Consider the following 17,423-nt stretch of genomic DNA (forward strand, 5'->3'; position numbering starts at 1 on the left):
TGAGGAAACAATGCCGTCAGACGTAGAATTAACCAGTAAGAATTTGCTTGGTGACAATAGCATTGTGGTCCCACCTGATCCCATCCCGAACTCAGAAGTGAAACGCAATCGCGCCGATGGTAGTGTGGGGTCTCCCCATGTGAGAGTAGGTCATCGCCAAGCGCCTAATTAAACAATGAAGCCAGCTGAATAAGCTGGCTTTTTTGCATTTAGTGTTTTGAATTTCAACGTTCTATTCTTCAAAATACTTCTCTAATCACTGACTTCTTTAATTTATCGCCTCATACGCAATGTAAACAGAGAGCCCCTCATTGCTCCGTTTTCTTCATTCTCCAACACCCTTAGCATCATTCATTTAAATGGCTGCTTGGTCTAAATACTGTAGCGTATTGAGACCTCTTTGATTTTTGTCCTTATAGGACTAATCAGTAAATTTAAAGCTTGTACTCTTCGTATGCTCGTTTAAGGGTGAGTCAGAACCTTATTGTCAGCCCATGTTTGCTTTTGGTTTCATCTTGGCTGGTATCTTCATTTCGTCATTACTCCTCAATAAAAATTTCTGCTTTGCCGTTTCATTAACGAATATTCATTTTATCGGTCGTTCACTAAGGATCCCTCAGACACTTGCTGCTGATCTTATGTAAATTGGTCTTACCAATTTACATTCGCCGATTAAATTTGTTATCAATGCAGATGTTGTGTGGTTGTTAATTTAAAACGCGAATGTTGGTTAAGGGCGAAGGAGGTAGGGCAGTGAAAGGGGAGCTAACGCAACAGTTATTAGACGCTGTTGGCATCATGTTATTGGGGATGGGGCTGGTCTATTTATTTTTAAGTGTATTGATATTAGCTGTGAATCTGGTTGCTAAGTGGTGTCGTGAAGAGCACAAAGCAGTAGAACCGTTAAAGGTCAATGATGCGAGCTCAACCGGAGCTGTAAACACTTTAGATCCTAAATTGGTGGCTGCGATTAGCTTAGCCGTCCAGCAGTATCGTTCTCAGGCTAAATAATGGAGCGCCATATGAACCGAGTAAATTCGATAGTGGCGTCTAAGCCATTACAGTTAACTGATGTCGTCTTGAGGGATGCACATCAGTCTATTTTAGCGACGCGTTTACGCATAGATGACATGCTTCCGATTGCACCGCTCTTAGATAAAGTGGGATTTTGGTCGCTAGAGTCTTGGGGCGGAGCGACCTTCGATGCCTGTATCCGTTATTTAGGTGAGGATCCTTGGGATAGGATCCGCGAACTGAAAAAGGTAATGCCCAATACGCCTCAACAAATGTTATTGCGTGGTCAAAATCTATTGGGTTATCGCCATTATGCCGATGATTTAGTGACACGTTTTGTCGAGCGTGCGCATGCCAATGGTGTCGATGTCTTCCGTATCTTTGATGCGATGAATGATGTGCGTAACCTAGAGATGGCAGTTAAAGCGGTGCGTGATGTCGGTGGGCACGCGCAAGGCACAATTTCTTATACAACTAGCCCTGTTCATTCGGTTGATACTTGGGTTGATATGGCAAAGCGTCTTGAGGACATGGGCTGTCATTCGCTGTGTATTAAAGATATGGCGGGCTTACTCAAGCCTATGGAAGCTTTTGAGCTTATCAGCCGCCTAAAATCACAAACTCAACTCATGCTCTCATTGCATTGCCACGCGACTACAGGGCTGAGTACGGCGACCTATCAAAAGGCTATTGAGGCGGGGGTCGATGTGCTCGATACCGCGATTTCTTCCATGAGCCAAACCTATGGTCATACGGCAACTGAAACCGTGGTTGCCATGGTGGAAGATACTGAACGTGCAACAGGCTATGATCTTGCATTACTTGAGGAGATTGCAGCTTATTTTCGTGAGGTTCGCAAAAAATACGCCAAATTCGAAGGTGCGCTAAAGGGGATTGATTCCCGTATTCTACGTGCTCAAGTCCCTGGGGGCATGCTGACAAACATGGAGAGTCAACTCAAAGAGCAAGGTGCACTAGATAAGATAGATGCGGTGCTGGAGGAGATCCCTCGGGTACGCCAAGATTTAGGTTTTCTGCCTTTGGTCACGCCAACCTCGCAAATTGTTGGCTCTCAGGCGGTGATCAACGTACTGATGGGCCAAAGATACCAATCGTTGACGAAAGAGACTGAAGGCGTGCTAAGGGGCGAATATGGCGCTACGCCAGCGCCAGTGAATTCAGAGTTGCAGGCAAGAGTACTTAATGGACAGGTGGCGATCACCTGCCGTCCTGCGGATTTACTCGTACCAGAGTTAGGCAAGTTGCGTGCAGAGTTATTATCAAAGGCGCAGGATCAAGGGATTAGTCTCGTCTTAGAGAGTAAGAAAAAGCCTTCGGACGATGATTTACTCATTTATGCGCTCTTCCCACAGATTGGCTTACAGTTTTTGAAGAATCGCCATAATCCGGCGGCATTTGAGCCTAAACCTGAACTTGCGCCAATCTTACCAGCTACGCCGCGTGAGGCCGAAACCTATACCGTCACGGTTGAAGGGCAAACTTATGTGGTTGAGGTTGCCGAGGGCGGCGAAATTAGTCAGATCCAACCTCAAGGACAGGTAGCTTCGCAGCTTAATTATGCCCCTACTTCTCATTCAAACAGTGCTCCATTGGCTCAATCCGCCGAGATTAAGCTGAAGATGAGTGCGCCGCTATCGGGCAATATCTTTAAAGTGCATGTGGGGATTGGCGACAAGGTTTGCGCCGGCGATGTGGTGATCATCCTTGAGGCGATGAAAATGGAGACAGAGATCCGCGCTCAGGGGGATGGTGTTATTACCCATCTCTTTGTGAAAGAAGGCGATTCAGTTGTCGTGGGTTCTCAATTATTGGCCTTAGCCTAGGAGTCTATATGGATGGTTTACTGGCGTTTTGGGCCGAAACGGGCATAGCCCATTTTACCGCGGGGCAAGTCTTAATGATGGCCGTTGGAGTGCTACTGTTATATCTCGCTATCGTGCGTGGATTTGAGCCTTTGTTGCTGTTGCCTATTGGCTTTGGCGCAGTGCTGGCGAATATTCCCAACGCAGGTTTTACCCAAGAGGGTGGAATACTCTACTACGCCTATCATGTGGGGATTGAAACCGGTGTTTTTCCACTACTGATCTTTATGGGAGTCGGGGCGCTGACAGATTTTAGTGCCCTTATTGCCAATCCAAAGACGTTGTTGCTCGGTGCCGCAGCGCAGTTTGGGATCTTCGCGACCTTAATTGGCGCTATCGCCCTAAATCTGGTGCCAGGCTTTGAATTTACTATGCAGGATGCCGCCGCTATTGCCATTATCGGTGGGGCAGATGGACCGACAGCAATTTTCCTCGCCTCAAAGCTTGCGCCCGAATTACTTGGAGCGATTGCTGTGGCGGCTTATTCCTATATGGCGTTGGTGCCTATTATTCAGCCGCCGATCATGCGTTTACTCACAACCCAAGCGGAGCGTGAGATAAAAATGGAGCAGCTACGGGAAGTCAGTAAAAAGGAGCGGATTATTTTTCCGCTGATGGTATTAGGCTTAACCATTCTGTTTTTACCCGCGGCAACGCCACTGGTAGGGATGTTTTGCCTGGGTAACTTAATGCGCGAATCGGGCGTGGTGGATAGGCTTTCAAAAACAGCACAAAACGAGCTTATTAATATCGTGACGATTTTTTTGGGCTTAGCTGTCGGCTCTAAATTATCGGCCGAGCAGTTTTTGCGGGTAGAAACCTTGGGGATCTTAGTACTTGGTGCCCTTGCTTTTGGTATAGGTACGGCCGCAGGAGTGTTGATGGCAAAACTGATGTGTAAGTTATCCGGCGGTAAGGTTAATCCACTGATTGGGGCGGCAGGAGTATCGGCTGTGCCTATGGCTGCAAGGGTAGTGAATAAAGTGGGATTAGAGGCCAATCAGCATAACTTTCTATTAATGCATGCTATGGGGCCAAATGTTGCCGGCGTGCTAGGTTCTGCGGTCGCTGCGGGGATACTACTTGCCGTACTCGGCTAATAAAATAAATGAAACGAAACACAGTGTGAGTAGCCCTGTGTGATGGTTATACCACTTACTCAAGCGAGTGGACTAATCGTTATATTGCCTGCCTAAATAACAGTTGTGTTGGCGGGCTTTATATCATCAGGCTCTGGCTCCTTTGGCCACACTTTGCATGTTCTTAATCGCGACAGGTATGCACCTAGTCATTAACCTGTCATTTTCGGCGGAGAAGCTTACGATAAACTTAGCCATTATCCTGAGCATCAATTTATATAATCACATTGAAAATATGGGTTTTTTTATTTTATATAAATGATAGGCTAGTAAAAAGTGTGCGCAATGGCACACTTTTTACCGCGTTAATGGAGACGAGATAATGGGCAATGATGATCTTTCAGCGTGTTTAAATGGTGAACATGTCGTTCTAGAGCCTTTGTCGTTATCCCATGTGGCGGCACTTAGCTTAGCGGTCACCGATGGTGAACTGTGGCGTTTATGGTTTACCAGTGTGCCTGAGCCGAGTGAGATGAAAGCTTATGTAATGAAAGCCTTAGCTGAAAAATCCCGTGGGGAAAGTTTTCCCTTTGCGGTGCGAGACAAAGTTTCTGGTGAGATTGTGGGTTGTACGCGCATTTGCCATTGGGAGAGTGAGCATCGCCATTTAGAGATTGGTTACACTTGGTATGCTAAGCGCGCCCAGCGCACAGGTATTAATACCGAGGCTAAATTGCTACTACTCACCTTTGCCTTCGAAACCCTTGAGGCCATTGCGGTGGAGTTTAGAACCCATTGGCACAATCAAGCTTCGCGCCAAGCCATCGCTCGTTTAGGAGCCAAGCAAGATGGGGTTTTACGGAATAATAAAATTCTTAAGGATGGCACCATTCGGGACACTGTGGTTTATTCCATTATTGATTCTGAGTGGGCGACGGTGAAACATCATTTAATCTTTCGCTTACAACAGCGACTGGTAGTGTAAGGAATGATGGATGCGTATCGCGCATATCTACTATGAGTAGATATAGCTTGATAAGACGTCAAGATGGATATGGACTTAAGGTTGGTTAAGCCGATGGCAAATAGAATCATTCAAGCTAATGAGTCCCACAGTCATGATATTGCTCCTTTATTTAATGAGTATCGGCAGTTTTATGGCTGTAAGGATGATGTAGAGGCGGGTGAGCTGTTTATCCGAACTCGTTTGCATGAGGGGTCATCGGTAATTTTTTTTGCGCGCTCACCTCAAGGTTTAGGCTTGGGTTTTGTGCAGTTATATCCCAGTTTTTCATCCCTTAATTTAGCGCCGATTTTTATTCTGAATGATGTATTTGTCACGCAGCATGCGCGATGTGTCGGGCTAGGTCGGGCGCTGGTACAACGGGCAGCAGACTATGCTCGTAGCCAAGGAGCACGTTATTTAGTGCTCGAAACCCAAAAAGAGAATTTACGTGCTCAAGGGCTTTATGAAGCACTTGGGTTTGTGCGCGATCAACAATTTGTAACCTATGAACTTGAGCTAAATCCTTAGCTTAAGTCGCTTACTCTTAATTACTAATAAAAAGGACAATATCAATGTTAAAAGCTTTTGCTATTGCAGGTCTTATGCTGACGATGAGCCACAGCGTGTTTGCGGATGAAGCCCAACAGGCTCTGGCTAAAGAAGCCATAGAATGTGCAGCCTATTATCAAATTAGCTCTGAAGCGATTGGCGCCATGAATGCCCCACAAATGCAAGCGGTGGGTGAACGCTTAAAAGCGTCTAAAGTTGAAGCCGAAAATCTGGCGAAGAAATACCAGTCAGAAGCCGAGGTGACCCAAGCCGTTGCCGATGCCAAAGCTCGTCAAATACAAAGCCTGGGTGGCTCTAGTAATCTCGGGGTATTGATGGGGAAATATAAAGAAGAGTGTAAAAACTTACTGGCTGATCCTCAAAAGCGCCTCGATTATTGGACAATGGCAACCATGTAACGTGGTTACTATGACTGACGTAAAAACCACCTTCGGGTGGTTTTTAGTTTTTAGCATGCATTGCGATAAGGAGCGAAGAGGTCGAGCATCCACTCGATAAATGCTTGCACTTTTAACGGCAAGCTTGGGGATTTAGGTGTGAGTAGGTAATAAACGTATGGGCTGGTAAACGGTGCATGAAAGGGGATGACTAAACTGCCGTTAGCTAATTGTTCTTCAATAAAAAAGCGTGGGATCAACGCCGCGCCCATGCCACTGGCAGCCGCCTGACTCAACATGTAAAAATGCTCCACGCCAAAGGTTTGCTCTTGCGTGAGTGTTAAGCCTACCTTTTCAGCCCAATAATCCCAAAGTTCTGGGCGAGTGGTGTGTTTGAGTAAGGTGACATGATTAATATCCTCAATACATTTCAGTTTTGGGGCCAATGACGGCGCACAAACTAAGCACAGATCTTCATCCATGAGTTTGATGTAATTCACTCCTTTGGGCAGCTTGGTACTACTGCGGATCGCGATGTCGTAGCGCCCTTGGCTGAAGTCAACGGCAAAGTCACCTATCGAGAGATCCACATATAAATGTGGATAACGCGACTTAAATTGCTCCATACGAGGGATTAACCAGTTGATGGTTAAACTTGGTAATACATTGATGGCTAAGGTTTGTGGCCGAGAACCTTGGCTATGCAAATCGGCGGTGGCGCTCGATAAGGTTTGCAGCGCCGCTTGTACGTGGGGGAAGTAACGCTTGGCTTCGTCAGTGAGTTCGACTTTTTTATGTAGCCTAACAAAGAGGGCGAAACCTAAAAAATCTTCTAATACCCTGATTTGTTTACTGATTGCGCCATGGGTGACGTGCAGTTCTTTGCTCGCCAGCGTCATACTCTGTAAGCGGGCAGCAGACTCGAATGCCCGTAATGCATTGAGCGGTGGCAAGCTAGTAAACATATTCATATCCAAATCTAGGTGTTTAACAAACGGTTTAGTGTGAGCTTTGCTCACGCTAGCGCGACAATAACTCCTTTGCATTTATAAGGCAAACGCAGTCTAATGCGAAGCCTTAGCTCCTATAACTCAATTATAAAAATCATGGAATTTGAATTAACTCTACAAGTTGCAGCATTACTGTTTGGCGTGGCTATGGTGGCGGGCTTTATCGACTCTATTGCTGGAGGTGGGGGATTACTGACCATTCCTGCGTTAATGTGGGCTGGGTTACCGCCAGCGGTCGCCCTTGGCACTAACAAGTTACAGGCATGCGGTGGCAGCTTTTTTGCGAGCTTGTACTTTGTTCGTAAGGGATTGGTTGATCTCAAAACTGTCAAACTCGCACTGTTTTGTGCCTTTGTCGGTGCGGCGTTAGGTACAGTGTTGGTGCAGTTAGTGGATACCAAAATTCTTGAATTAGTATTGCCGTTTTTAATTCTCGCCATTGGTTGTTACTTCTTGTTCTCGAAAAAGATTTCGGAAGATGATCGCCACCAAGTCTTAACCCCTACCGCCTTTGCTTTTACTGCCGCGTTAGGTGTGGGCTTGTATGATGGCTTTTTTGGTCCAGGAACTGGCAGCTTTTTTGCGTTGGCGTTTGTTACCCTTGCGGGGTTTGGCCTCGCCAAAGCGACGGCTCACGCAAAGGTGTTGAATTTTTCGACCAATATTGCCTCGCTGATTTTTTTCGCCCTTGGCGGAAAAGTCATTTGGTTACTCGGCTTAGTGATGTTAGCGGGCCAAGCCATTGGGGCAACCTTGGGATCACGTTTAGTGGTCACTAAGGGCACAAAGATCATTAAGCCCTTAGTAGTGACCATGTCGCTGGCCATGAGTGTGAAATTGCTCGCCAGCCAATACCAACTGTTTTGATGATGATTTTGGTACGGATCAACTTTCTTCAAGCTGAGCACTGACCTTATTTGCGCTAATGGTGATCTGTTAGCGCAGTCTTCGACCTCTTTGCTGTAAATATCTCCACTCCCATTGTATTGACTATACTCAGCGGCATTTTTTAGGATAACCTAGCATTTTTTAAAGTGTTTTTAGGGTTTATTGGCGAGTCATTGGGCGAGATTATCCGACAAGCAGCTTTGACAAATAACTTAACGACAAGCATTCCGCGCCATAGCGTTGGCTTAGCATCCATTAAGGTTCAGCAATAATGCGATTTATTCACACCTCAGACTGGCATATTGGCCGTCAGTTACATAATCAATCATTACTGGATGATCAGGCCTATGTACTTGATCAAATTGTTGCATTGGCGCAGCAGCACAGTGTTGATGCGGTGATTATTGCGGGGGATATTTACGATAGATCGATTCCACCCGCCAGTGCCGTCGCTTTGCTTAATGATGTGCTTAATCGCCTTATTAACCAATTGGGTATACAAGTGCTGATGATTGCTGGCAATCACGATGGCCATGAGCGTTTGGGATTTGCTGCTAAACAAATGGCTGCCAGTGGTTTACATATTATTGGGCCGCTACAGGCCGAATTAGTGCCTATTCGTTTAACCAGTGCCAGTGGCGATGCTTACTTTTATCCGCTTCCTTATGCCGAACCTGCCACCGTGCGCCAAGTGTTTGAAACCGATGCCAAAGGCCTTAGCGTATCGAGCCATGAAGAGGCGATGGCGTTGTTGCTAGAGCAGGTCCGTTGCCATGATAGCCAAGGTTTACCTAAAGTGGTGGTGAGTCATTGCTTTTTGGATGGTGGCAGCGAGTCTGAATCCGAACGGCCATTAAGTATCGGCGGCGCGGATAAAATTTCCCCACGGCTGTTTAGTGAGTTTGACTATGTCGCGCTTGGACATTTGCATGGTCCGCAATATAAAGGCTGCGAACAGATACGTTACTCCGGCTCAATCCTAAAGTATTCCTTTAGTGAGCAACACCAGCATAAGTCTGTCACCTTAGTGGATATCGCTGCGCAATCTCCCGCTCAAATCCAACTCTTACCCTTAACTGCGCTACGTGATGTGCGGATAATTGAAGGTGAATTGGCACATTTATTAGCAGTAGGGAAAACCGATGCCAAGCGTGAGGATTATTTAATGGTGCGTCTGCTCGATAAACACGCCATTTTAGATGCCATGGGCAAACTGCGCAGTGTTTATCCCAATGTGCTGCATTTAGAACGCACCGGATTGATGGCGGGCGATCAGGCGGTGGTGCTCAATCGAGATCATATAAAAAAAGGTGAAATGGCCATGTTCCGTGACTTTTTTGCCCAAGTCTCGGGGGATGAATTAACGCCGGCGCAGCAGGCGGTGATGGAGGATATCCTAACCCAGCTTCATCGAGACGAACTTGAACGCAGCGAAACACATCGTGACGTAAAAGAGGAGCAGGCAGAATGAAGCCACTACAACTTTCCATGTCGGCTTTTGGCCCGTTTGCTTCGACTCAGACCATTGATTTTACTGAACTTGGTGATAATCCGTTATTTTTGATCAACGGGCCAACTGGCGCGGGTAAAACGACTCTGCTCGATGGTATCTGCTTTGCGTTGTATGGAAAAACCACCGGCAATGAGCGTGAAGGCAGCCAAATGCGCTGCGATATGGCCGATGATAATCTGCTTACTGAAGTGACCTTTAGTTTTAAATTGGGTAACACTGCTTATCGTATTCGCCGAGTGCCCGAACAGGACAGACTCAAAAAGAATGGCGAGGGGTCGACAGTCCAAAAGAGCGAGGCGCAGCTGTTTAAGATCGCTCCCGATGGTACTGAAACCCTATTAGTCGCCAGTAAAGTCTCAGAGGCAACGGCTGAAATTGAAGCGTTAACGGGCTTAGACGTAGAACAATTTCGTCAGGTTATGGTGCTGCCACAGGGGAAGTTTCGTGAATTACTCATGGCCGACTCTAAGGCGCGTGAGCAAATTTTTAGTCAATTATTTCAAACCCATATCTATAAACGTATTGAAGATATCTTAAAGGCGAAGGCGGCCGATATCCGCGGCTTGGTTAAAGAGCAGCGTGCGCGTCGCGATGGCATTCTACAAACCGCGGAGCTAGCGAGTGACGACGAGCTTGCCGCTGAATTTAGTCGAATAGAACCCGAATTGGCGGCCGCTATCGCCGCGAAAGAACGTAGCACGGCGGCGCATCTACAGGCGTTAAAACAGCATGACAGTGCGCAGCAACGGTTTGCTGAATTTACTCGTTTAAGTGAATTAGAATCCCAAGCCACTTTGCTTCATGAACAGCAAGCTTATATTGCAGCGCAAACGGCTCGCCTGAATGTCGCAAAGCAAGCGCAGCGTCTAAAGCCCTTATTAGATAATGCGTTATCGAGGGAACAGGAGGCGACAATTGCTAATGATCAGCGCAGCCATGCCCAAATGGTACTTGAAGCGGCAAAGCTTGCGCTTGCCAAAGCTGAGATCGAAGCGCAGGAACTTATTCCCCTTGAACAACAGCTGCGCGATTTTGATCAACAACATAATCAACTCAGCACGTTAGTACCGCAGTTGGCAGAATTTTCTAGCCTTGAACAAGCTTTATCGCAGGCAAAAGAGATACTGCAACAAACCAAAGATCAGGGACAAGAGACTAAGACGGCGCTTGTAAGCTTAGTTGATCAGCGCAGCACCTATGAAAATCAATTGCCAGCATTACAACAGCAAAGTGAGCGTCAACTCGCGACCGCACAAGCCTTGCAGCAACAGCGCCACTTACTTGAGTTGTTCAAACAATGGCAACAAATTTGCGCCAAAGTTGCACAAACCGAAGAGGCGCTTGTACAAGCAGGATTACAAGGAAAGACGCTGAGCGCGCAGCATCAGGCAGCGCTAAGTGACTATAAGTCTTTACAGCTCAGTTGGTTTCAAGGCCAAGCAGCCATTTTAGCGAGGGAACTCAAACTCGATGAACCCTGCCCAGTTTGCGGCAGTATCGAGCATCCTCATCCTGCAACCAGTCATGATCATTTACCAACGGACGCACAGCTGCAAGCTGCGCAGGATGCCGAGGTGAATGCACTCGAACAGCTCAGCAAAGCGAGGGCAGAGTATCGGGGGCTACAAAAACAGTTAGAAGCACAGCAGTCGCAGGCAAATGAACTGGCCTCCTCGCTGGGGGATACGGTTGAGTTACCACTTGAATCGCATGTCCATCGGCTTGAGGAATTAACACGCCAAGCAAAACAAGCTGAAGTCGCCACCCAAGCATTACAGCAGTTACAGAAGCAAATCAAAGCGTTGCAGCAGCAAGAGTTAGTATTGACGCAACAATTAGAGCTTGAGCGTGAGCGGTATCATCAACAAGAAGGTGAAGTGGCGCGTCTATCCGGTCAATTAGCGGAAAAAGCGCTTCGGATCCCTAACGAATACCGCTCGCTTACTGCGTTAAATCAAGCGATTAATGATAATCAACGGCAGCTTGAGAAGACTCGTGAGCAGATTCATGCTCTTAGAAACTCACTAAAGCAGGCATCTGAGCATTGTGTGGCGGCGCAAACGGCGCTAGAGGCTGCGATACAACGCTGCCATAGCGCAGATGAGCAGCAGGCTTTGGCCGATGGTGACCTTAACTCACAACTGCATTTAGCGGGTTTTACTGATAGGGACGCATTAAGGGCGGCATTATTAGCCGATGAGCAAATTCAAGCGTTGGGCGAGCGTATTGAAACCTATCATCGACAGTGCGCCTTAAATCAATCACAGCTTGATCAGCTAAGAACTGAGCTTAGTGATGTCAGCGTGCCCGACCTTGATGCCCTAGAAGCCATGCTCGCAGAAAAGCACCAACAACTTAATCTCGCTGAAGCTACATGGAGCCAACTTAATACACGGTTCTCTTTGCTTAAACAAACTCAAACACAGCTCAGTATTGTCGATCAAAAAGCGAAAGCCCTTGAGGATGAATACGCCATTATTGGCACCTTGGCCGATGTGGCCAATGGCAATACCGGCAACAAGATTTCTCTGCAACGTTTTGTATTAAGCGTATTACTCGATGATGTTTTACTCGCAGCAACTCAGAGATTACACCTGATGAGTAAAGGTCGTTATCGATTACTGCGTAAAGAAGACAGAGCGAAGGGAAATAAGGCATCAGGGCTTGAGCTTGAAGTCGAAGACGCTTACACCGCAAAAGTGCGTCCCGTGGCGACCTTAAGTGGTGGGGAGAGTTTTATGGCAGCTTTATCTATGGCGCTGGGTTTATCAGACGTGGTGCAAGCCTACGCCGGTGGGATAAAACTTGATACGTTATTTATCGACGAAGGTTTTGGCAGCCTAGATCAGGACTCCCTTGAACTTGCCATCCGTACCTTAATGGATTTGCAATCGGCGGGTAGGATGATCGGCGTGATATCTCATGTTTCTGAGATGAAAGAGCAGATAAATACCCGAATAGATTTGTTGAAAACCTCCCATGGGAGCGAAATCAAGGTGATTTTGCCTTAGTGTCAGTTAAAGGGATTAATTTTTTATTTAACTTATTGTTTTTATTGTAATTAAATATATTGTTTTGTGCTATTTAACATCTGGATACAGAACGCGCAATCGATTTAAAGTGCCAACTGACGCATGTTTTTGGGAAATAGTGCTGTTAAAGTGCAAAATAGCGTTTGTCATAATCGGTTTTTTGGGATAAGTTGGGAAAATTCGGGCTTCCCTAGGTGGGACTGGTTCAAAAATATAACGCAAAAACGATAACAAAAGGTGAAAGCGTTGCAGACAGGCAAACCCAATTTGGCTAATTTTCCGCAAATTCGTTTGCAGAATTTATCTTCAGCCCATAAAAATATTCTCCTCGTAGGTGGTTTATTGATCGGTGCGGCGATGTTAATGCCGAATGCTAATCATGTCGTACCCACAGCACAACGAATTCCCGTAGCTCTCGACATTGAAACTGTTTTACCGCAAGTTTCTGAGCCTGTTGATTCTACCACTGTTATTGACAATACCCCTGATTTTGAGCGTGTTATTGCCTCCGGTGATACTCTAAGCGCTTTATTCTCTAAGGCGGGTGTTGACCAGCTAACGATGTATAAAGTACTAGAGGCCGATTTAAATATTTTGGCACTCGATACCTTATTACCAGGGAACCGGATTCAGTTTTGGCTCGATAATGATGGCCAACTGCAAAAGTTAGAGCTTTATTTTAACGCCGCACGCCAAGTCGTATTTACTCGTTATGAAGATGGTAGCTTCAACGTTGAAGAAATTAACGTTGAAGGCGTTTGGCAAAACCGCATTATTACTGGTGATATTAAAGGCTCATTTTACGTATCGGCTCAAAAAATGGGCTTAGCGGCAGCTGATATTCAGCGGATTGAAGATTTACTCAAAGAAAAAGTGAATTTTGCACGGGATTTACATGCAGGAGATAAATTTTCTGTTTTGGTAAATGATCAATATGTTGAAGGTGAAGCAACCGGTAGCAGCCAAATATTAGGCGTTAGCATTAAAACTGGGCGTTCAGAAATCAGTGCCTTTCAGCATACTGATGGCAGTTATTATGATGCAAAAGGGCGCAGTTTAGTGCGTGCTTTCCAGCGTATTCCATTGGCTAAACAGCCTCGCATGAGTTCACGTTTTAACCCTGCTCGTAAACATCCGATCACTGGCCGTATTTCCCCCCATAATGGTACTGATTTTTCTGTCCCTATTGGTACTAAGGTTATAGCGCCTGGTGATGGCGTGGTGAGTTTAGTAACGGATCACCAATTTGCAGGTAAATATATTGTGATTGAACATGGTGGTAAATATAGCACCCGTTATTTACACCTTTCAAAGGCATTAGTGCGTAAAGGCCAGAGAGTCACACGTGGTCAAGTGATTGCTTTATCTGGTAATACTGGGCGTTCAACTGGTCCGCATTTACATTATGAATTCCATGTAAACGGTAAACCCGTCGATCCAATGAAAGCCGATATTCCTATGGCGAGCCAACTAGCAAACCAAGAATTGCGTAGCTTTACGAATATGGTCAATAGTCGTCAGTCGTTGATGAATTTAGGTTAATTCCTTTTCGTTTGTCCCGTTCTGAGTATAAAAACGCCGATGAATACTGATTCATCGGCGTTTTTATTTCTATTGAGTGTGCCTCAGCAACTAAATGATTTGAGTGGTGTATTTGTCAGGCTTTTTGTTGGGTTTGTTGTTTAGCTGCATATGCTTGGATAAGACTGCTTGCTTAAATTTGATTAAATTTCGCCCTTGTTATCGGTATTTAAAATAATAAATCGAGCCACTTTAGGCTTTAGTGAGCGTACAGGTATTGATTGAATGACGTGTGAATAGCGAAGATAGCTAGCAGAAAATATCTAACCACTCTTACTTTGAGATATCTTCAAATTTATTTAATCAAGATCGATAAACAATATTAACTTGCCTGGCGTTTCTGCATCGCTTTTAACGCACATTTACATAGACGCCCCTTTAATGCAGGACATCCTCCACAGGGAGACTTTTTATAAGGACGAAGTGCAAAGCTTCGCTCTGTCGGTAAGGGGGAAATACGTTTGATGGCTGCAAAGGATAAAAATTGTGCATCATTTGCGGCATTAAAATGCGCTTTGGCTAATTTTAATTGCTGCTTACGGGCTGCTTTATCAAGATCTTGAATGTGTTGTTTGGTAATATACTCAGCCAATAATTGATTTAAGTGCTTGCGTTGTGCTTTTTTACTTTTGGCCGCAGTCGTCTGTTTTATTGGTTCCGCTGAGAAAGATGATTTTGCAGCATAGTTAACTGATGCCGCATAGGATAATGTTGCCTGTTGCTTTTGCAGTTTCTTGGCTTGTTTCTTACACCATTTTTCTAGCTTTCTACCAATATTTTGCGTTTTCATACAGCCTAAGTACGTGACAGATAATACATGACTATTCTAAATGAAAACTATTATCAGTCAACTCTTGGGGCAATAAAAATAAGTACTCAAACTGAGTCTATTGAGTGCGCGATATAAGGGGATTGATTGGCATCAATACAGGTCAGCAGTAAGCGCAGATCAAATTCAAATTGGTGGTAATCTGGTTCCATATAAGTACACAGATTATAAAAAGCTTTATTGTGATCCTTCTCTTTTAGGTGGGCGAGTTCGTGCACCACTACCATTCGTAACAAAGGTTCAGGTACACGTTTTAAGCGAGAAGATATACGAATTTCATTCTTCGCTTTGATTTTGTTACCTTGCACTCTAGAGACGTAGGAATGTAAGCCAAGTGCATGATGACTCATGCTAATTTTGTCATCAAAGATCACTTTCGATAGGGGAGCGGATTGGCGTAAAAACTGATTTTTTATCCCTTGGGTATAGTCGTAGAGGGCTTTATCGCTGCGGATCTGATGAATGTGCGGATGACGGCGAAGCAATACTTCCCCAAGCTTGCCACTTTGTAAAAGCTGTTCAACTTGGCGTTGGATATCTAGGCTATAACCACTGACATATTTTAGGTTTTGCATGATGCTTTCGACATGTAAGAGGCTTGGCGCTAAGTGATAGCGCCAAGCAAGAGCACTTAAGCTTTACCAAAAATATGGCGATTTTGCTGAGCGTAGGCAGCCTCAAAGGCGGGTTGTTGGAAGCGTTTCAGATCTAAGCTATCAAAGTCTACCTGAGGTGGATTGCGCTTATTTTGTTCCTTGATCGCCACTGGAGATAGCAAGGTTACAGGCAGCTCGCCTAATTGAATTGCGGCTTCGAGTTTGAAGCTAGTAGCAGAACCTGCCAGTTTGCCTTTTTGCTCACGTTCAATAATTACAATTTCATCGATCTTGTAATCTTCCATCAACTTATGGAAAGCAAAGTGAAACTCACGAATTGCCTCCGTCGATGCCGACTGTGCAATGCTAAAAGACACTTTACGGCAGCTGGGTACATTGAAGGTTTCACCTTCGTAACTGAGCAGACTGATGATGGCTTCGCCACCTTTTAATTCAACACCACAAATTCGCATGTTACACCTTTAACTATTTCAAATTGCTTATGTATCGCTGGAAGAATCGCTCCCGCGAGTCACTGATTTTGAGCGCTCAAGTTTCACGGACTTGAGCTATCTTTTGCGTTATTTTTAGATCTCGTCGTCATTATCTTGTAGCAGTTGTGCCGCAGGTTTTTTGCGCATTGGCGCATCACCGACATCAACACCCGTGATAAAGCGTTTATCACGGGATGGCGCGGCTTTAACAAGGTGCGACTTAGGTTTAGATTTGGCTTTGGTGTTTGCCTTTACTACACCTTTAGTCGCGACGGACTTTGGCTTTTCTTTTAGACCACTAAATTTAGCTTCAAGCCCCTTAATTACACTGATCTCAAAAGTTTTTCTTAAGAAAAGTTGTACTTTTTTAAAGTTATCCCAATCCTTAGGACCAACTAAGGAGATTGCGTCACCTTTGGCGCCCGCGCGGCCAGTGCGGCCAATGCGATGAACATATTCTTCGGCAAATTTGGGCATATCGAAGTTAATGACTAAGGATACATTCAGTAAGTCTAAACCACGGGATGCCACATCTGTGGTCACCAATATTTGCTGCTGACCACGGGCAAATTGGTCCATGATCTGGTTACGTGCCGTTTGTTTTAACTCGCCACTTAAGGCGGCGGTTGCAAAACCTTGAGCCGAGAGCTTAGCGGCTAACCGCTCTGTATCGGCACGGGTGGCGGTAAAAATAATCACTTGCTTGTGCGGCTCATCCGTCAGTAAACGACTGAGCAGGGCTTCTTTATGATCTAAATGATCACACAGATAAATTCGCTGCGAAATATCCTGATGTTCACTGTGGGCCGTGCCGATTGCCACATGTAATGGATTTTTAAGTAATGCCGCCGCGATATCATTGATTTCACTATGATCTAAGGTTGCTGAGAACATTAAGGTCTGACGACGTTTATGATCGGCCGCCTCGTTGATAGCTTTTAACTGTGGCGCAAAGCCTAAATCCAACATACGGTCGGCTTCGTCCAAAACTAACAACTCTAATCCATTGAGGAATAAGTTTTTTTGTTCTAAGTGATCAGCGATTCGCCCTGGCGTTGCAACAATAAAATGCGGCTCTTTTGCCAGCGCTTTAGCCTGATCGTTAAAGTTTTCACCGCCCAATACACTAATCGCTTTATATTGGGTATTGGCCACCAATAAGCGTAACTGACTGTACACCTGATGGGCTAATTCGCGGGTCGGTAATAAAATCAATACTCTAGGGTCGCGCTTACTGAGGGCGCGGGTGGAGATAACCCTTTGCAATGCGGGCAGCAAAAATGCCAAGGTCTTACCTGACCCAGTCTTTGATGATGCCATTAAATCTTTACCTGCCAATGCGATAGGTAATGCTTGTTCCTGGATGGCGGTTGGGGTTGCAATCCCCATATGCTTTAAGCTTTGTAACAGACGCTGGTCCAGAGAAAAATCAGTAAACTGCAAAGGTATATCCCCTAAATCTGAGTGAGGGCAGATTATAGCGCTAAATCACTATGGTCAGCTATCTTGATTGGGCATAATCTTGCGTAATCATCTAAATAGCCACTTATT

15 protein-coding genes and 1 rRNA gene are annotated in these 17,423 nt (G+C 45.4%); 11 read left to right on the forward strand and 5 right to left on the reverse strand.

What is annotated here, in order from left to right; translation table 11 throughout:
• Positions 1-46: 46 nt before the first annotated feature.
• The 7 genes from rrf to JM642_RS08040 all read left to right on the forward strand — a co-directional run bounded on the left by rrf (position 47) and on the right by JM642_RS08040 (position 5,950).
• Positions 47-162 (forward strand): 5S ribosomal RNA (gene rrf / locus JM642_RS08010).
• A 561-nt stretch (positions 163-723) separates the two neighbouring features.
• Positions 724-1,011, forward strand: a complete 288-nt coding sequence (locus JM642_RS08015; protein ID WP_203433382.1) for an OadG family transporter subunit — start codon at positions 724-726, stop codon at positions 1,009-1,011.
• A gap of 11 nt (positions 1,012-1,022) precedes the next feature.
• A complete protein-coding gene (oadA, locus tag JM642_RS08020; RefSeq protein ID WP_203433384.1) occupies positions 1,023-2,858 on the forward strand; it encodes a sodium-extruding oxaloacetate decarboxylase subunit alpha in 1,836 nt (611 codons plus the stop codon).
• 8 nt (positions 2,859-2,866) lie between these two features.
• A complete protein-coding gene (locus tag JM642_RS08025) occupies positions 2,867-3,997 on the forward strand; it encodes a sodium ion-translocating decarboxylase subunit beta (protein WP_203433386.1) in 1,131 nt (376 codons plus the stop codon).
• A gap of 361 nt (positions 3,998-4,358) precedes the next feature.
• Positions 4,359-4,961, forward strand: coding sequence for a GNAT family protein (locus JM642_RS08030; RefSeq protein WP_088585445.1), 603 nt, complete (start codon positions 4,359-4,361; stop codon positions 4,959-4,961).
• A 93-nt stretch (positions 4,962-5,054) separates the two neighbouring features.
• Complete coding sequence (locus JM642_RS08035; protein ID WP_037419745.1) at positions 5,055-5,510, forward strand: GNAT family N-acetyltransferase; 456 nt, start codon at positions 5,055-5,057, stop codon at positions 5,508-5,510.
• A gap of 44 nt (positions 5,511-5,554) precedes the next feature.
• The gene (locus JM642_RS08040) at positions 5,555-5,950 is read left to right on the forward strand and encodes a hypothetical protein (RefSeq protein WP_037419558.1); all 396 of its coding nucleotides are present in this window, start codon (positions 5,555-5,557) and stop codon (positions 5,948-5,950) included.
• 50 nt (positions 5,951-6,000) lie between these two features.
• Here the strand turns inward: JM642_RS08040 and JM642_RS08045 are convergent, their stop codons facing one another.
• Positions 6,001-6,894, reverse strand: coding sequence for a LysR family transcriptional regulator (locus tag JM642_RS08045; protein ID WP_203433388.1), 894 nt, complete (start codon positions 6,892-6,894; stop codon positions 6,001-6,003).
• 141 nt (positions 6,895-7,035) lie between these two features.
• Between JM642_RS08045 and JM642_RS08050 the strand changes: the two genes are divergently transcribed.
• The 4 genes from JM642_RS08050 to JM642_RS08065 all read left to right on the forward strand — a co-directional run bounded on the left by JM642_RS08050 (position 7,036) and on the right by JM642_RS08065 (position 13,914).
• Positions 7,036-7,806, forward strand: coding sequence for a TSUP family transporter (locus JM642_RS08050; RefSeq protein ID WP_037419568.1), 771 nt, complete (start codon positions 7,036-7,038; stop codon positions 7,804-7,806).
• A gap of 292 nt (positions 7,807-8,098) precedes the next feature.
• Positions 8,099-9,298, forward strand: a complete 1,200-nt coding sequence (locus tag JM642_RS08055) for an exonuclease SbcCD subunit D (protein ID WP_203433390.1) — start codon at positions 8,099-8,101, stop codon at positions 9,296-9,298.
• Positions 9,295-12,351, forward strand: coding sequence for an SMC family ATPase (locus tag JM642_RS08060; protein ID WP_203433392.1), 3,057 nt, complete (start codon positions 9,295-9,297; stop codon positions 12,349-12,351). Before JM642_RS08055 ends, JM642_RS08060 begins: the two co-directional genes overlap by 4 nt.
• A 267-nt stretch (positions 12,352-12,618) precedes the next feature.
• A complete protein-coding gene (locus JM642_RS08065; protein ID WP_037419574.1) occupies positions 12,619-13,914 on the forward strand; it encodes a peptidoglycan DD-metalloendopeptidase family protein in 1,296 nt (431 codons plus the stop codon).
• A gap of 361 nt (positions 13,915-14,275) precedes the next feature.
• On the opposite strand, the gene JM642_RS08070 is transcribed toward JM642_RS08065, so the two are convergent.
• From JM642_RS08070 to JM642_RS08085, 4 genes are all read right to left on the reverse strand, one after another.
• Positions 14,276-14,743 (reverse strand): hypothetical protein, encoded by a 468-nt coding sequence (locus JM642_RS08070; RefSeq protein WP_037427304.1) that lies wholly within the window; start codon positions 14,741-14,743, stop codon positions 14,276-14,278.
• An 86-nt stretch (positions 14,744-14,829) separates the two neighbouring features.
• Positions 14,830-15,357, reverse strand: a complete 528-nt coding sequence (locus JM642_RS08075; RefSeq protein ID WP_203433394.1) for a M48 family metallopeptidase — start codon at positions 15,355-15,357, stop codon at positions 14,830-14,832.
• Between the two features lie 56 nt (positions 15,358-15,413).
• Entirely contained in the window at positions 15,414-15,851 is a 438-nt protein-coding gene (locus tag JM642_RS08080) for a DUF3010 family protein (RefSeq protein ID WP_037419582.1), read from the reverse strand.
• Positions 15,852-15,965: 114 nt separating this feature from the next.
• Positions 15,966-17,315, reverse strand: coding sequence for a DEAD/DEAH box helicase (locus tag JM642_RS08085; RefSeq protein ID WP_203433396.1), 1,350 nt, complete (start codon positions 17,313-17,315; stop codon positions 15,966-15,968).
• Positions 17,316-17,423: the final 108 nt, after the last annotated feature.

The sequence above is a fragment of the Shewanella sp. LZH-2 genome, assembly GCF_016859145.1.
Classification (GTDB): domain Bacteria; phylum Pseudomonadota; class Gammaproteobacteria; order Enterobacterales; family Shewanellaceae; genus Shewanella; species Shewanella xiamenensis.

What these genes read in the sequence shown, in the direction of transcription:
- JM642_RS08015 (WP_203433382.1), top strand. Translation starts at nt 724, where the DNA reads ATGTTGGTTAAGGGCGAAGGAGGTAGGGCAGTGAAAGGGGAGCTAACG.
- oadA (WP_203433384.1), top strand. Translation starts at nt 1,023, where the DNA reads ATGAACCGAGTAAATTCGATAGTGGCGTCTAAGCCATTACAGTTAACT.
- JM642_RS08025 (WP_203433386.1), top strand. Translation starts at nt 2,867, where the DNA reads ATGGATGGTTTACTGGCGTTTTGGGCCGAAACGGGCATAGCCCATTTT.
- JM642_RS08030 (WP_088585445.1), top strand. Translation starts at nt 4,359, where the DNA reads ATGGGCAATGATGATCTTTCAGCGTGTTTAAATGGTGAACATGTCGTT.
- JM642_RS08035 (WP_037419745.1), top strand. Translation starts at nt 5,055, where the DNA reads ATGGCAAATAGAATCATTCAAGCTAATGAGTCCCACAGTCATGATATT.
- JM642_RS08040 (WP_037419558.1), top strand. Translation starts at nt 5,555, where the DNA reads ATGTTAAAAGCTTTTGCTATTGCAGGTCTTATGCTGACGATGAGCCAC.
- JM642_RS08045 (WP_203433388.1), bottom strand. Translation starts at nt 6,894, where the DNA reads ATGTTTACTAGCTTGCCACCGCTCAATGCATTACGGGCATTCGAGTCT.
- JM642_RS08050 (WP_037419568.1), top strand. Translation starts at nt 7,036, where the DNA reads ATGGAATTTGAATTAACTCTACAAGTTGCAGCATTACTGTTTGGCGTG.
- JM642_RS08055 (WP_203433390.1), top strand. Translation starts at nt 8,099, where the DNA reads ATGCGATTTATTCACACCTCAGACTGGCATATTGGCCGTCAGTTACAT.
- JM642_RS08060 (WP_203433392.1), top strand. Translation starts at nt 9,295, where the DNA reads ATGAAGCCACTACAACTTTCCATGTCGGCTTTTGGCCCGTTTGCTTCG.
- JM642_RS08070 (WP_037427304.1), bottom strand. Translation starts at nt 14,743, where the DNA reads ATGAAAACGCAAAATATTGGTAGAAAGCTAGAAAAATGGTGTAAGAAA.
- JM642_RS08075 (WP_203433394.1), bottom strand. Translation starts at nt 15,357, where the DNA reads ATGCAAAACCTAAAATATGTCAGTGGTTATAGCCTAGATATCCAACGC.
- JM642_RS08080 (WP_037419582.1), bottom strand. Translation starts at nt 15,851, where the DNA reads ATGCGAATTTGTGGTGTTGAATTAAAAGGTGGCGAAGCCATCATCAGT.